The organism is Maritimibacter alkaliphilus HTCC2654 (genome assembly GCF_000152805.1).
GTDB classification, from domain to species: domain Bacteria; phylum Pseudomonadota; class Alphaproteobacteria; order Rhodobacterales; family Rhodobacteraceae; genus Maritimibacter; species Maritimibacter alkaliphilus.
On the sequence record NZ_CH902578.1, the window covers coordinates 1,636,111 to 1,649,298 of the forward strand.

Annotated in this window: 16 protein-coding genes; 10 read left to right on the forward strand and 6 right to left on the reverse strand. The window is 65.8% G+C overall.

Features of this window, described 5'->3' with window-relative positions; all coding sequences use genetic code 11:
• Positions 1-6: 6 nt before the first annotated feature.
• Complete coding sequence (locus tag RB2654_RS08980; protein ID WP_008330622.1) at positions 7-1,788, reverse strand: SLC13 family permease; 1,782 nt, start codon at positions 1,786-1,788, stop codon at positions 7-9.
• 31 nt (positions 1,789-1,819) lie between these two features.
• Positions 1,820-2,413, reverse strand: coding sequence for a LysE family translocator (locus RB2654_RS08985; RefSeq protein ID WP_008330624.1), 594 nt, complete (start codon positions 2,411-2,413; stop codon positions 1,820-1,822).
• Positions 2,414-2,495: 82 nt separating this feature from the next.
• Here RB2654_RS08985 and RB2654_RS08990 point away from each other — a divergent pair, with 82 nt between their 5' ends.
• The 3 genes from RB2654_RS08990 to RB2654_RS09000 all read left to right on the forward strand — a co-directional run bounded on the left by RB2654_RS08990 (position 2,496) and on the right by RB2654_RS09000 (position 4,948).
• The gene (locus RB2654_RS08990) at positions 2,496-2,939 is read left to right on the forward strand and encodes an Lrp/AsnC family transcriptional regulator (protein WP_008330626.1); all 444 of its coding nucleotides are present in this window, start codon (positions 2,496-2,498) and stop codon (positions 2,937-2,939) included.
• Between the two features lie 235 nt (positions 2,940-3,174).
• The gene (locus tag RB2654_RS08995) at positions 3,175-3,915 is read left to right on the forward strand and encodes a YebC/PmpR family DNA-binding transcriptional regulator (RefSeq protein ID WP_008330627.1); all 741 of its coding nucleotides are present in this window, start codon (positions 3,175-3,177) and stop codon (positions 3,913-3,915) included.
• A gap of 112 nt (positions 3,916-4,027) precedes the next feature.
• Positions 4,028-4,948 carry a pirin family protein gene (locus RB2654_RS09000; protein WP_008330629.1) on the forward strand — a complete coding sequence of 307 codons (921 nt, stop codon included), beginning with the start codon at positions 4,028-4,030 and terminating at the stop codon, positions 4,946-4,948.
• A 28-nt stretch (positions 4,949-4,976) separates the two neighbouring features.
• Here RB2654_RS09000 and RB2654_RS09005 read toward each other — a convergent pair whose 3' ends face one another.
• The 3 genes from RB2654_RS09005 to RB2654_RS23365 are packed head-to-tail and all read right to left on the reverse strand — an operon-like array spanning position 4,977 to position 5,753.
• Positions 4,977-5,426, reverse strand: a complete 450-nt coding sequence (locus RB2654_RS09005; RefSeq protein WP_008330631.1) for a hypothetical protein — start codon at positions 5,424-5,426, stop codon at positions 4,977-4,979.
• 7 nt (positions 5,427-5,433) lie between these two features.
• Positions 5,434-5,592, reverse strand: a complete 159-nt coding sequence (hemP, locus tag RB2654_RS22865) for a hemin uptake protein HemP (RefSeq protein WP_008330633.1) — start codon at positions 5,590-5,592, stop codon at positions 5,434-5,436.
• Positions 5,589-5,753: a hypothetical protein gene (locus tag RB2654_RS23365; protein WP_008330635.1), complete on the reverse strand. Its 165-nt coding sequence runs from the start codon at positions 5,751-5,753 to the stop codon at positions 5,589-5,591. The genes hemP and RB2654_RS23365 overlap by 4 nt, the downstream gene beginning before the upstream one ends.
• 148 nt (positions 5,754-5,901) lie before the next feature.
• On the opposite strand from RB2654_RS23365, the gene RB2654_RS09010 reads away from it, so the two are divergent.
• Complete coding sequence (locus RB2654_RS09010) at positions 5,902-6,813, forward strand: DMT family transporter (protein WP_040884631.1); 912 nt, start codon at positions 5,902-5,904, stop codon at positions 6,811-6,813.
• 3 nt (positions 6,814-6,816) lie between these two features.
• Here the strand turns inward: RB2654_RS09010 and RB2654_RS09015 are convergent, their stop codons facing one another.
• Entirely contained in the window at positions 6,817-7,803 is a 987-nt protein-coding gene (locus RB2654_RS09015; protein WP_040884633.1) for a 2-hydroxyacid dehydrogenase, read from the reverse strand.
• Between the two features lie 159 nt (positions 7,804-7,962).
• Here RB2654_RS09015 and RB2654_RS09020 point away from each other — a divergent pair, with 159 nt between their 5' ends.
• The 6 genes from RB2654_RS09020 (at position 7,963) to RB2654_RS09045 (ending at position 13,174) form a co-directional block, all read left to right on the forward strand.
• Positions 7,963-8,442, forward strand: a complete 480-nt coding sequence (locus RB2654_RS09020; RefSeq protein ID WP_171043002.1) for an SH3 domain-containing protein — start codon at positions 7,963-7,965, stop codon at positions 8,440-8,442.
• Positions 8,443-8,477: 35 nt separating this feature from the next.
• On the forward strand, positions 8,478-9,440 hold the full coding sequence (locus RB2654_RS09025; protein ID WP_008330642.1) for a capsular polysaccharide export protein, LipB/KpsS family: 963 nt from the start codon (positions 8,478-8,480) through the stop codon (positions 9,438-9,440).
• Between the two features lie 43 nt (positions 9,441-9,483).
• Positions 9,484-10,389 (forward strand): cation diffusion facilitator family transporter, encoded by a 906-nt coding sequence (locus RB2654_RS09030; RefSeq protein ID WP_008330643.1) that lies wholly within the window; start codon positions 9,484-9,486, stop codon positions 10,387-10,389.
• A 63-nt stretch (positions 10,390-10,452) separates the two neighbouring features.
• The gene (coaBC, locus tag RB2654_RS09035; protein WP_008330644.1) at positions 10,453-11,649 is read left to right on the forward strand and encodes a bifunctional phosphopantothenoylcysteine decarboxylase/phosphopantothenate--cysteine ligase CoaBC; all 1,197 of its coding nucleotides are present in this window, start codon (positions 10,453-10,455) and stop codon (positions 11,647-11,649) included.
• Positions 11,646-12,116: a dUTP diphosphatase gene (dut, locus tag RB2654_RS09040; protein WP_008330646.1), complete on the forward strand. Its 471-nt coding sequence runs from the start codon at positions 11,646-11,648 to the stop codon at positions 12,114-12,116. The genes coaBC and dut overlap by 4 nt, the downstream gene beginning before the upstream one ends.
• Complete coding sequence (locus tag RB2654_RS09045; protein WP_008330653.1) at positions 12,113-13,174, forward strand: HesA/MoeB/ThiF family protein; 1,062 nt, start codon at positions 12,113-12,115, stop codon at positions 13,172-13,174. Before dut ends, RB2654_RS09045 begins: the two co-directional genes overlap by 4 nt.
• Positions 13,175-13,188 lie beyond the last annotated feature (14 nt).

Consider the following 13,188-nt stretch of genomic DNA (forward strand, 5'->3'; position numbering starts at 1 on the left):
TGGGTGTCACATCGGCCAGAAGATCAGGATCAGCGGAATCGAGGTCGCCACGACGATACCCTCGAGCGGCAGGCCCATCCGCCAGTAATCGCCGAAGCGGTAACCGCCGGGGCCAAGGATCAGCGTGTTGTTCTTGTGCCCGATGGGCGTGAGAAAGGCGCAGGACGCCGCCACCGCCACGGCCATCAGGAACGGGTCGGGGTTCTTGTCGAGCGCCGCCGCCATCTGGATGCCCACAGGGGCCGCGACGATGGCCGTCGCAGTGTTGTTCAGCACATCCGACAACGACATGGTGACGACCATCAAAAGCGTGAGCACGGCCCAGGGCGGCAAGCCATTCGTGATCGAGACGAGGCCGTTGGCGATGAGTTGCGTGCCCCCGGAGGCTTCCAGCGCCGCGCCCAGCGGGATCATCGAGCCGAGCAGGACGACGACGGGCCATTCGACGTGATCGTAGACCTCGGTCAACGGCACGATGCCATTCAGAACGAACCCGATCACGACCGCGCCCAGCGCGACGGGCAGATAGACGAGGCCGAAACTGGCCAGCGCGACCGCGACGGCGAACATGCCGATGGCGAGCCAGACCTTGCGCTCCTGCGTCACGGCGAGGCCACGTTCGGCCAGTGGGAGCGCGCCCAGCCACTCGGTCACGGCGGCCTCCTGCCCCGAGGGGACGAGGAGGAGCAGGATATCTCCGGCTTTCACCGGGGTCTTGGCGATCTTGGAGCGGAACTTTTTTTCCGAGCGGCGGATGCCAAGCAGGACCGCATGACGCCGCCAGTTCAGACCGATGGCCTGTGCGGTCTTGCCGTTGATGCGGCTGTCGTCGGTCACGACCACTTCGATCTTGGACAGGCCGGCCCCGTCCGCGCGCAACCGCTCCTCTCGCTTGGTGTCGGCGAAGCTGAGGGACAGGGAGGCGCGGAATTCGTCCAGCGCCTCGGGCGTCGCCTCGAGCACCAGAATGTCGCCTGCCTCGATCTTGGTCGTGCGCTGGGTGCCGTATTTGCGTTTGCCGTCCCGGATCAGGCCGAGGATCACGACGTCGTTGCTTTCCGCGTCCTCGTAGATCTCCTCGACCCGCTTGCCGACGATCTTCGCCTCGTCGGGAACCACCAGTTCGGCGGTGTAGTCGGAATAATCCTGCATCGGGTCGATGGCCGCCCCGCCCTGCTCGGCCTTGGGGATCAGCCGCCAGCCGATGAAGGCGACGAAGACGAGACCGACCAGTGCGGTCAGGGCGCCGACGGGGGCGAAGTCGAACATCCGAAACGGCTCGCCCAGGCTTTCACCACGGATCGAAGCGATGATGATGTTGGGCGGGGTGCCGATGAGCGTGGCCATGCCGCCGAGGATCGTCGCGAAGCTGAGCGGCATGAGGCTGAGGCCCGGCGCGCGGCCCGCCTTGCGCGCGGTCTGGATGTCGACGGGCATCAGAAGCGCGAGCGCGGCGACGTTATTCATGAAAGCCGACAACACGCCGCCGATCGCGCCCATCACGGCGATATGCGCGCCGAGCTTGCGCGACGAATCCACCAGCGTGCGGGTGATGAGGAACACCGCGCCGGAACGCACGAGGCCCGCCGACACGATGAGGACCAGCGCGACGATGAGCGTGGCGGGGTGGCCGAAGCCGGAAAAAACCTCGTCCTTGGGCACGACGCCGATGATCGCACCAAGGATCAGGGCCCCGAAGGCGACCATGTCGTAGCGGAATTTTCCCCAGAGCAGGAGTGCGAAGACGCCGACGAACAGCCCGAAGAGAATGATCTGATCCAAAGTCATGCCAAAGGCTTAGCGCCTCGGGCGGCGCGGGTCACGCCATAACCACCGGGATGAGCGAGGCGAGGAGCAGCGTGGCCATGGTCCAGTTGAAGACCGTCAGCCGCCGCGCGTCCGTCAGCCACAGGCGCACCCGCCCGCCCAAGACGGTCCAGACCGACACGGAAGGCAGGTTCACCGCGCCGAAGACGAGGGCGACCAGCACGACCGCTATGAGCGTGCGCTCGGGCGCATAGGCGGCGATGGCGGTCAGGGCCATCGACCAGGCTTTCGGGTTGGCCCATTGGAAGGCGGCGGCTTGCAGGAAGGTCATCGGCCGTGCCTCCTGCCCCGTCTGTGTCGGCGCGGCGGCATGTGCGATCTTCCACGTGAGCCAACCGAGGTAGAGCACGGCGACGACCTTGAGCAGGTCGTGCAGGATCGGCCAGCGGTCGAAAAGCGCCATGAGACCCGCGCCGACGAGCACGATCATCACCGTGAACCCGACCCCGACGCCCAGCATATGCGGCAGCGTGCGCCGAAACCCGAAATTCGCACCCGAGGCCATGAGCATCAGGTTGTTCGGCCCCGGTGTGAGGGACGAGACGGCCGCGAAGCCGACGAGAGCGATGAGGAGTTCGTGCGTCATGGCGCAATGATTTCATCGACCGACCGCCCAGGGATTGCGAATACGTGTTTCCAACGCGATTTCCTTGCAATAATTGTCAGCCATGGACCATATGGATCATCGAATATTGCGCGAACTGAAGCGCGACGGGCGGATCGCAAACACGCAATTGGCGGAGCGAGTCGGGCTGTCGCCCTCGGCCTGCCTGCGCCGCGTGCAGGCGATGGAGAAATCCGGCGTCATCTGCGGCTACCGCGCCGTGACCGACCCCACCAAGATGGGCACCGGGTTCGTTGCCTTCCTGATGGTCGGGCTGTCGGATCATTCCAAGAAGGCGCTGGAGCGGTTCGAGCGCACCATGCTGGCCTGCCCCGAGATCACCGAATGCCACAACATCACCGGGACGGCGGAATACCTGCTGCGAGTCGAGGCGGCGGATCTTGCCGCCTACAAGGCGATCCATACGGATGTGGTGAGTGCCTTGGACGGCGTGCGGCAGCTGACCACCCATGTCGTCGTGGGCACCCCGAAGGACGAGCGCGGCTGAGGGGTTGCGCCGGGGCCTGCGCCCCGTCGCGGCGGGCCTCGCTGCGCTCGGCCAAGCCCGTGGCGGCCTGTCGCCCCCCCCCGGTCGTTGTGCCTGTGGCGCGTGCGGGACCGGAGGGCCAGCCCTCCGGACCTCCCGAGGTTTTCTTGAAACGAAGAAGAGGGACGCGGGCTTGCGAGCCACCGGGGTGGTGACATATAGAGGCGCGACGCAATGAATACGCATGGAGGCATGCATGGCTGGCCACTCAAAATGGGCGAATATCCAGCACCGCAAGGGGCGGCAGGACGCCGCGCGCTCGAAGCTTTTTTCGAAGCTCGCCAAGGAAATCACCGTGGCTGCCAAGATGGGCGACCCGGACCCGGACAAGAACCCGCGCCTCAGGCTCGCGGTGAAGGAAGCCAAGTCGAACTCGGTGCCGAAGGACGTGATCGACCGCGCGATCAAGAAATCGCAGGCCGGTGAAGGCGACGATTACGAAGAGATCCGGTACGAGGGATACGGCCCGAACGGGGTGGCGGTGATCGTCGAGGCGATGACCGATAACCGCAACCGCACCGCGTCCACCGTGCGCTCGACCTTTTCGAAGAACGGCGGGAATCTGGGTGAAACCGGATCGGTCGGGTTCATGTTCGACCGGATGGGCGAAGTGGTCTATCCGGCTTCGGTGGGCGATGCCGATACCGTCATGATGGCCGCGATCGAGGCGGGCGCGATGGATGTGGAAAGCTCGGAGGACGGGCATATCATCTATTGCGCCGACACGGATCTGAACGAGGTATCGACGGCGCTGGAAGCGGAACTCGGTGAATCCGAGTCGACCAAGCTGATCTGGAAGCCGACGACCACGACCGAGATGGATCTCGAGTCGATGCAGAAGCTGATGAAGCTGATCGACGCGCTTGAGGATGACGACGACGTTCAGCGCGTGACGACCAACTTCGAGGCGCCCGACGAGGTTATGGAACAACTCTGATCGTCAGGGTCGTTTTCGAACATCCGAACCGGCGCACGGCCCCTGTGCGCCGGTTTTTCTTTTCCCTTTCGCGTATCGGCCCCACTTTGGGAGCAGGCGAGAGGAGAGAAACATGAGCTGGAACCCCACCCTGCCCACCGGCGCGACGCCGGACGATATCGAGACGGTGATCGTGCCGCGCAGCCGTGACATCGGCCCGTTCGAGGTGCGCCGCGCCCTGCCCGCCGCCGGGCGCCGCTTGGTCGGGCCGTTCGTGTTTTTCGACCATTTCGGCCCGGTCGAGTTCGTCACCGGCGAAGGGATGGACCTGCAGCCCCACCCCCACATCGGGCTCGGCACTGTGACCTATGTCGTCGAGGGGGAGTTCGAGCATCGCGACTCGCTCGGCACCCGGCAGATGATCCGGCCCGGAGCGGTGAACTGGATGGTGGCGGGGAGCGGTATCGCGCATTCCGAGCGCACGACGCCGCAGACGCGCGCGGCGCCGTCGAGCTTGCTCGGGCTTCAGACATGGGTGGCCTTGCCGGAAGACGAGGAGGATCGCGATGCCTCGTTCGAGCATCATGGCGAGGGCGCGCTTCCGGTGCTGGAGGGCGAAGGCAAGTCGCTCAGGCTCATCATGGGGCGCGGCTGGGGCGAACGGGCTCCGGTCACGACGTTCCACGACATGTTCTATGCCGATGTGACGCTCGAGGCCGGGGCGAAGATCCCTTTGCCCGACGAACACGAGGATCGGGGGGCCTATGTGCTGTCCGGCAGCATCGCGGTCGCGGGCGAGGTCTATGAGGCCGGGCGCATGATGGTGTTCCGGCCGGGGGACGCGATGACACTGACGGCAGGGCCGCAGGGTGCGCGGCTTATGCTGCTCGGGGGCGAGACGCTGAACGGCCCGCGCCACATCTGGTGGAACTTCGTCTCGTCGTCGAAGGACAAGATCGAAGAGGCCAAGATGGCCTGGGCGACGGGGGCCTGGGCCAAGGACAAGTTCCGCCTGCCGCCGGGCGACGATGAGGAGTTCGTGCCGCTGCCCTGACCCGGTTCACCCGGACGCAGCCGCCCAGTCAGTGCACCCGACCCGCCGACACCGGCGTCGCGGCGAGACGGCTGAGGGCGACGCCCGCGCGTTCTGCGAGCGAGACGAGGCTCGGCGCGAGATCGGCGCGCACCAGCAGGGTCGCCATCAGCATCGCATCGTCCCGGTCGCCTGCGAGCGCGGCACTCACGACCTGCGCGATGCACGCTTCGTCACCGCCGAGGCATTTGCACGTCAAGTGGTGGCGCATCAGGGGACGGCGGCCATAGAGGTGGCACAACTCGCAAAGCGATCCGATGGCCGACATCGCCTCGCGCCCGCCGTAGGGGCCGGTTTCGGCCTCGAACGCCTGTCGCACCGACGCATCCGCCGCGCCTCCGACGAGCCTGAGGCACAGGACCGCGCCGGCCTCGACCGCCCCCAACTCGTCCAGCAGGCCGACGGCCGCGCCGCCACGGGGGATCACCGACCCGTCCATCCGCGCCTCACTTCGTCAGGATGAGCTTGCCCGCGCGCGTGATGCGCAGGGTGTAGAGCGCGTCGCCCAGCATGATCTTGGCGGTCCGGCCGCCCAGCGTCAGTTCTTCGGCCCGGTGGAGCGGACAGGGCGCTTCGCGGAGAGTTTCGTTGGACATCGCGTTCATCGGCTCGTCTCCGTCGTCGTCAGGCGGTCGAGAAGCCATTCGAACCCGTATCCCTGTCCAAGGCCCGCCTCGGCGAGCAGTTCCATGATTTCCGTGCGGGCGCGGTGTCCGTCACCCCCACCGATCACACCCGTCGAGCGGGACTCTTGCGCGTTTCTCATGATCTTTCCTCGGTCTGACCTCTGGCTGGCCCGACGAGGGTTGCGGGTGGCTGGAGGGGATCACAAGTCAAATCTGACAAATTCAGTCGGATTAGTCAATCGCGGTTTCGCGCTTGCACCCCGGCGCGCTTCCGGGTCACTTGTCGCCATGTCGGACGCAAGCGATGCTGCACCCTCCAACCCCATGGTCGGTGTGTTCTGGATGGTGGTCACGGGCCTGCTTTTCGTGGGCTTCACGGCGATCGTGAAATCGACCGGGGGGCGGCTGCCCGCCGCCGAAACCGCGTGGTTGCGCTATGTTCTGGGGCTTTTGTTCTTCGTGCCTTTCGCGCGGCGCATCCTGTCGATCCGACTCGATGGGCCGACACTTGGCCTGCTCGTCATTCGCGGCCTGTTCCATGCGGTCGGTGTCATCGCGTGGTTCTTTGCGATGACCCGCATCCCCTTGGCCGAGGTGACGGCGATCAATTACCTCAACCCGGTGTTCGTGACGGTCGGCGCCGCGCTGTTCCTTGGCGAAAAGCTCGCCTTCCGCAGAATCGCGGCCATCGCTGTGGCGCTTGTCGGCGCGCTCGTGATCCTGCGCCCCGGCGTGCGCGAGATCGAGCCGGGGCACTGGGCGATGATCGGAACTTCGCTCGCCTTCGCCGTCGCCTATCTGATCCTCGGCCCGATTTCGAAACGGGTGGAGCCGTTCGTGATCGTCGCCATGCTGTCGCTCACCGTGGCACTGGCCCTGACCCCGGTCGCGCTGATGAACTGGGTAACGCCGACCTGGAGCGAGATCGGATGGCTTTTCGCCGTCGCGGCCTTCGCCACCGCAGGGCATTACACGATGACGCTGGCCTTCGCGGCGGCCCCGCTGACCGTGACGCAGCCGATCACCTTCCTGCAACTTGTCTGGTCCGTCGCGCTCGGCGCGGTCTTCTTCGGCGAAGGTGTGGACCCGTGGGTGATCGCAGGCGGCGGCATGATTATCACCGCCGTCAGTTTCATCACCTTCCGCGAGGCCATTCTGAAGCGTCGGGTGACGCCCGGCACGAACCAGACGAAATTCTGAGGTTCAGAGCATCCCCGGAACGACCAGGTCGGGCGGGCGGTGACCGTCGTCGAAGGTCTTGATATTGATGATGACCTTCTCGCCCATTTCGATCCGGCCTTCGACCGTCGCCGACCCCATGTGAGGCAGCAGAACCGCGTTGTCGAGTTCGCGCAGGCGCGGGTTCACCTCGTGCCCGTGTTCGAACACGTCGAGCCCCGCGCCGCCGATCTCGCCCGCCCGCAGCATCCGGGTCAGCGCGTTCTCGTCGATCACCTCGCCGCGCGAGGTGTTGATGATGACCGCCTCGGGCTTCATCAGCTTCAGCCGCCGCGCGTTCATCAGGTGGAAGGTGGAGGGCGTGTGCGGGCAGTTGATCGACAGAACGTCGACCCGGCTGACCATCTGGTCGAGGCTTTCCCAATAGGTCGCCTTGTGCTCGGCCTCGATATCGGGGTGGAGTTGTTTTCGGTTGTGGTAATGGACCTGCATCCCGAACGCATTGGCGCGACGGGCGACCGCCTGACCGATCCGGCCCATGCCGAGGATGCCGAGACGTTTGCCGGCGATGCGCCGCCCAAGGCTTGCGGTCGGCGCCCAGCCCTTCCATTCGCCCTGTGCCATCTTGCGGATGCCTTCGGGCAGTTTGCGGGTCACCGCGATAATCATGGCCATCGCCATATCCGCCGTGTCATCGGCCGAAACGCCGGGCGTGTTCGACACCAGAATGCCCCGCTGGCGGGCGGTCTGAACGTCGATGTGATCGACGCCCGCGCCATAGTTCGCGACGAGTTTCAGGTTGTCGCCGGCCTGTGCCAGCAGCCCTTGGTCGATCTGATCGGTGAGTGTCGGCACCAGCACGTCGGCGCGGCGCATTGCATCCGCCAGCGCCTCGCGCGTCATGGGCACGTCGTTCTCGTTCAATTCGACGTCGAAGAGTTCGGCCATCCGCTTTTCGACCGCCTCGGGCAACCGTCGCGTAACGACAACACTCAACCGCTTCCGAGCCATGCCCTGCCTCCCGTGGCTTTTCAATTCAGCGCATCGGTGGCATCGTGTCAGGGAACGCAAAAAGGCACAAGCGCAGGATAATAAAATTGCGCGGCCAATAATCGACAACACGCGTTCACGGGCAGAGCGATGACGAAGACAGGCGCATTTCTGGCGTTCATGGCTGTCGTCCTGGGGCTTATCGTCTCAGGCGCCGAGGCACGCGCGGCCGAGCGCGGGTCGGTCACCAACATGCCCATTCCACGCTTCGTTTCGCTGAAGGTGAGCGAGGCCAACGTGCGGCGCGGGCCGTCACTCACGCACAAGATCGACTGGGTTTTCACCCGCCGTGGGATGCCGTTGGAGGTCACGGGCGAATTCGGCCATTGGCGCCGAGTTCAGGATCGTGACGGGGTCGGCGGCTGGGTGCATTACTCACTCATCTCGGGCGCACGGACGGCCATCGTGGACCGCGACCTCGCCCCGGTGCTGGTGCGGGCGGCAGCGGACGGACAGGTCAAGGCGCGGCTCGAAGCCGGGGTGATCGTGAACATGGACAAATGCGGGCCGGTCTGGTGCCGCGTGAAAGTCGGGGGGTATCGGGGATGGATGGAGAGATCCGCTTTGTGGGGCCTAAAGCCGGGCGAGGTCATCGAATAGGCGTCGAAGAGATCGCCACGCCCGCCTCGGCCCGCATGTTGATGAAACAAGGGCGGCGGGTTCTCATCATCCATGCCGACCGGGACAAGCTCGACTCGGTCGTGAACGGAACGGATGGTTTCTTTCCCAAACTCGCCGAACGCGCCCTGCGCGACGGCATCCAGACACGGGTGGTGCGCGCCGAGTCGAAGGTCGCGGCGATGATGTCGGCGCCGGGTCTGCGCAACGTGCATATCACGATGGGCGACGCGCCTCGTTACGTTCCCGACGCGCTTCACGTCGCTTTGGGTCCGGTGTCGGGCTTCTGGTATCTCGACGAGGTCGGCGTCAAGGCGAACAGTTCGATCCGGTTCAACCAGTTCGCCCCGGAGCGGATCGAAAAGGAACCGGCGGAGTATTTCTTCAACGGTGTCACGGGCTGGATGCTGTCGCACAATGTCTCGCCGATCCGGCAACCGGCCCGTGTCGACGGCGGGCTGGACCGCGCCCGCGCGACGATCTTTTGTCAGGAGATCGAGCGCCACACCCACCGCGCCCACTTTCTGACGACGGAAGAGATGATCCGCACCGTGGCCGAGCATGAACGCGAGCGGCTGATCTACCTGAAGCCGCATCCGGCCCAGTCGAAACCGATGCGGCGCGACATCATCGCGGTCGCGCAGGATTACCCGAATGTGATGGTCACCGATGCCTCGGTCCATGACCTCGCCGCTGCCGCCGATATCGTGGTCACGCAGAATTCCGGTGCCGGATTCGAAGCCCTGATGCAGAAAAAGACGGTCGTGACCTGCGCCAAATCGGATTACTGGCAGGCCACGCTCACCGCCCGCACGGCGACGGAATTGCGCGAGGCGATGGATTACGGGCGCGCCAGCATGAAGGGCTTTCCCTACGAGAAATTCCTCTACTGGTTCCTGCACCGTCACCTGCTCGAAGTCGCGAAGGACAATTTCGCGGATCGCGCATGGGAACGGATCGCCGACAAGGTCTTTCTGTAGCCCGCGCCATGCGCTAAGCAATCCCCTCAGTTACGGGGACGTCATGGCCAATTCGACGCGCATGAACCTTTCGGCAGGGATCGCATCGTCCCTTGTCGCGCTGACCCTTGTCGGGCTCAAGATCTGGGCGCTTGGCGATACCCGCGCCTTGTCGGTCGGCGCATCGCTGATCGACAGCGCGATGGACCTGATGATCTCGCTCGGCGGTCTGGCCGCCATTGCCTATGCCGCCCGTCCGGCGGACGAGGATCACGCCTTCGGCCATAGTTCGGCCGAAGACCTCGCCGCGCTGGGGCAGTCTTTGTTCATCATGGTTTCGGCGGGCGTGATCACCTGGGCTTCGGTCGCGCGGCTGTTGTCGGACACGCCCACCGAGCTTGCCAACGAAAGGCGCGGCATCGTCGTCATGGTCGTCTCGATCATCCTGACCGTCTGCCTCGTCCTCTGGCAGCGGCATGTGGCGAAGCGGACCGGAAGCCGCGTGGTCGCGGCGGACAGCCTGCACTATCTGGGCGACCTGATCCCGAACCTCGGGGCGATCGCCTCGCTCTGGGCGTCGGTCGCCTTCGGGCTGACGAGCATCGACAGCATCGTCGCCATCGGCGCCGCGCTCATGCTGGTCGTGGGCGCGCTCAACATCTTTCGCGGGGCGTTCAACGCGCTCATGGACCGGGCGGCGGACGACGACATGATCGCGGGGATCGAGGACGTGATCCGCGATTTTCCCGGCGTCCACGGATTCCACGACCTCAAGACCCGCATGGCCGGGTCCGTGACCTTCGTGAACGTCCATATCGAACTGGACGGACGACAGACATTGGACGAGGCGCATACGATCGGGGCGGCGCTGCGCCGCGAAATCCTGAAAGCTTTTCCCAATACCGACGTGCTCATCCACAAAGACCCGGTCGGGGTCGAGCCGCATCCCGAGGACCCATCCCGGCGCTAGGCGGTGTCGCATCGGTTGCCCAGCGCGGGCCAACCGCTTAACTAGGTTTCAAGGAAGGGTCTCATGCTCGCGGGTAAACGTGTTCTTCTCATCATCGGCGGCGGTGTCGGGGCGTTCAAGTCGCTGACGCTGATCCGTATTCTGCGTGAGCGTGGGGCAAGCGTGGTGCCGGTCATCACCCGCGCGGGGCAGGAGTTCGTGACGCCCCTGTCGGCGTCGGCTCTGGCGGCCGAAAAGGTCTACACCGACCTCTTCAGTCTGACGGACGAGGCCGAGATGGGGCATATCGAACTCAGCCGCGATGCCGACCTCGTGGTCGTGGCACCCGCCACTGCCGACCTTCTGGGCAAGATGGCGAACGGGCTGGCGGACGATTTGGCCTCGACGCTGCTTCTGGCCACCGACAAGCGCGTGCTGGTCGCCCCCGCGATGAACGTGCGGATGTGGGAGCATCCGGCGGTGCAGCGCAACGTGGCGACGCTCATGTCGGATGGCGTGCTGTTTGCTGGCCCCGTCGAGGGCGCGATGGCCTGTGGCGAGTTCGGCCCCGGTCGGCTCGTCGAGCCGGACCAGATCGCCGATGCCGTCGGTGCCGCGCTGGCGGACGGGCCTTTGAAGGGCAAGCACATCCTCGTCACCTCCGGGCCGACCCACGAACCCATCGACCCGGTGCGCTATATCGCGAACCGCTCGTCCGGGTCGCAGGGCACGGCGATTGCCGAGGCGCTGTCGGCATTGGGCGCCGCCGTCACCTTCGTCACGGGTCCGGCCGATGCGGAACGTCCGCGCGGGGTGCATGTGATCGAGGTCCAGACCGCGCGCGAGATGCTGGAGGCGGTTGGGTCCGCCCTGCCCGCCGATGCCGCCGTCTTCGCTGCCGCCGTGGCCGACTGGCGCGTCGCGAGCGCGTCGGACAAGAAAATGAAGAAGGACGGGTCGGGCACCCTGCCCACGCTCGACTTTGCCGAGAACCCCGACATCCTCGCCACCGTAAGCCAGATGGGTGACGGGCGGCCCGCGCTGGTCGTGGGCTTCGCCGCCGAGACCCATGACGTGATCGCCCATGCCACCGCCAAACGCGACCGCAAAGGCTGCGACTGGATCGTGGCCAACGACGTGTCGCCCGAGACCGGGATCATGGGCGGGTCGGAAAACGCCGTGACGTTGATCTCGGATGCCGGGTCCGAGGATTGGCCGCGCATGGGCAAGGTCGAGGTCGCCCGCAAGCTCGCCGCCCGCATCGCCGAGGCGCTGGCATGAGCGGCCCGGTGATCCGCGTTCTGCGCGAGGACTGGGCGGACAGGAACGTGGCGCTCCCCTCCTATGAGACGGCCGGGGCCGCCGGGGCGGATATTCGCGCCAATCTGATGCCCGAGGATCGCGACACGGGCTTCACGCTCGCACCGATGGAGCGGCGGATCGTGCCCACGGGTCTGCGCGTCGAAATCCCTGACGGGTTCGAGATGCAGATCAGGCCGCGGTCCGGTCTGGCGCTGAAACACGGCCTCAGCCTGCCCAACACCCCCGGCACCATCGACAGCGATTATCGCGGCCCGCTGGGTGTGCTATTGGTGAACTTCGGGGCAGAGCCCTACACCATCGGGCATGGTGACCGGATCGCGCAGGCCATCGTCGCGCCCGTGGTGCAGGCCACCTATGAGGTGGTCGAGGCGCTTGGCGACAGCCACCGGGGCGACGGCGGGTTCGGCTCCACGGGCACGAAATGATCTTTGTTGTCATCGCACTGGCGGCGATCTGGGGGCTTGGCGCGCTGTTCAAGGTGCCTGCGAGCCGTAGCTGGGTTCTGACCGCCGTCGTGCTGGTGGCCGTCCTGCTGGCCCACGCCCTGCTCCCCCCTGACAACCCGATCCCGCAGCTCTTCGGCGGAAGTTTCGCTGGCTGGGCAACGGCGGTGGGCGTGCTGCTCGTCATCGCGGGCTACAGCCGGGGGGTCAGGGCGCTGCGATCCCGTTCGACCCCGGTCGCGCCGACACAGGACGGCCCCTTCACCGACACCGAACTTGGCCGCTACGCCCGCCACATCGTTTTGCGTGAAATCGGCGGGCCGGGGCAAAAGGCCCTGAAGGACGCGAAGGTGCTGGTGATCGGCGCGGGCGGTCTGGGCTCGCCTGCGCTGCTTTATCTCGCGGCGGCGGGGGTCGGCACCATCGGCGTGATCGACGACGACACCGTCGATAACTCCAACCTCCAACGGCAGGTGATCCACGCGGACGCCCGGATCGGCACGCCCAAGGTGTTCTCGGCCGAGGCCGCGATGGTCGCGCAGAACCCCTATGTGACCGTGCGCCCTTACAACCGCCGCCTGACGGAGGAGATCGCCGAGGACCTGTTCGCGGATTACGATCTGATCCTCGAAGGGTCGGACAATTTCGAGACGCGCTATCTGGTGAACCGGGTCGCCGCCAAGCTGGGCAAGCCTGTGGTCGGCGCGGCGCTCACCCAGTGGGAGGGGCAGATCTCGGTCTGGGATCCGGCCAAGGGCGCGCCGTGTTACGAGTGCGTCTTTCCCGAGGCCCCGGCCCCCGGCCTTGCCCCGTCCTGTGCCGAGGCGGGCGTGGTCGGCCCCCTGCCCGGCGTTCTGGGGTCGATGATGGCGGTCGAAGCGGTCAAGCTGATCTCCGGCGCGGGCGAGCCCCTGCGTGGCCGGATGATGATCTATGACGCGCTATACGCCGACACCCGGTCGATCAAACTCAAGCGGCGGCCCGACTGCCCCGTTTGCAGCGGCGCACATGGTCTGGACGTTTCGGCGGGTGGTGCTTAGCTGTTTCCTCAAAG

Excerpts from the sequence above, each read along its gene's own strand:
- RB2654_RS08980 (WP_008330622.1), bottom strand. The coding sequence starts at position 1,788 with ATGACTTTGGATCAGATCATTCTCTTCGGGCTGTTCGTCGGCGTCTTC.
- RB2654_RS08985 (WP_008330624.1), bottom strand. The coding sequence starts at position 2,413 with ATGACGCACGAACTCCTCATCGCTCTCGTCGGCTTCGCGGCCGTCTCG.
- RB2654_RS08990 (WP_008330626.1), top strand. The coding sequence starts at position 2,496 with ATGGACCATATGGATCATCGAATATTGCGCGAACTGAAGCGCGACGGG.
- RB2654_RS08995 (WP_008330627.1), top strand. The coding sequence starts at position 3,175 with ATGGCTGGCCACTCAAAATGGGCGAATATCCAGCACCGCAAGGGGCGG.
- RB2654_RS09000 (WP_008330629.1), top strand. The coding sequence starts at position 4,028 with ATGAGCTGGAACCCCACCCTGCCCACCGGCGCGACGCCGGACGATATC.
- RB2654_RS09005 (WP_008330631.1), bottom strand. The coding sequence starts at position 5,426 with ATGGACGGGTCGGTGATCCCCCGTGGCGGCGCGGCCGTCGGCCTGCTG.
- hemP (WP_008330633.1), bottom strand. The coding sequence starts at position 5,592 with ATGAACGCGATGTCCAACGAAACTCTCCGCGAAGCGCCCTGTCCGCTC.
- RB2654_RS23365 (WP_008330635.1), bottom strand. The coding sequence starts at position 5,753 with ATGAGAAACGCGCAAGAGTCCCGCTCGACGGGTGTGATCGGTGGGGGT.
- RB2654_RS09010 (WP_040884631.1), top strand. The coding sequence starts at position 5,902 with ATGTCGGACGCAAGCGATGCTGCACCCTCCAACCCCATGGTCGGTGTG.
- RB2654_RS09015 (WP_040884633.1), bottom strand. The coding sequence starts at position 7,803 with ATGGCTCGGAAGCGGTTGAGTGTTGTCGTTACGCGACGGTTGCCCGAG.
- RB2654_RS09020 (WP_171043002.1), top strand. The coding sequence starts at position 7,963 with ATGGCTGTCGTCCTGGGGCTTATCGTCTCAGGCGCCGAGGCACGCGCG.
- RB2654_RS09025 (WP_008330642.1), top strand. The coding sequence starts at position 8,478 with ATGTTGATGAAACAAGGGCGGCGGGTTCTCATCATCCATGCCGACCGG.
- RB2654_RS09030 (WP_008330643.1), top strand. The coding sequence starts at position 9,484 with ATGGCCAATTCGACGCGCATGAACCTTTCGGCAGGGATCGCATCGTCC.
- coaBC (WP_008330644.1), top strand. The coding sequence starts at position 10,453 with ATGCTCGCGGGTAAACGTGTTCTTCTCATCATCGGCGGCGGTGTCGGG.
- dut (WP_008330646.1), top strand. The coding sequence starts at position 11,646 with ATGAGCGGCCCGGTGATCCGCGTTCTGCGCGAGGACTGGGCGGACAGG.
- RB2654_RS09045 (WP_008330653.1), top strand. The coding sequence starts at position 12,113 with ATGATCTTTGTTGTCATCGCACTGGCGGCGATCTGGGGGCTTGGCGCG.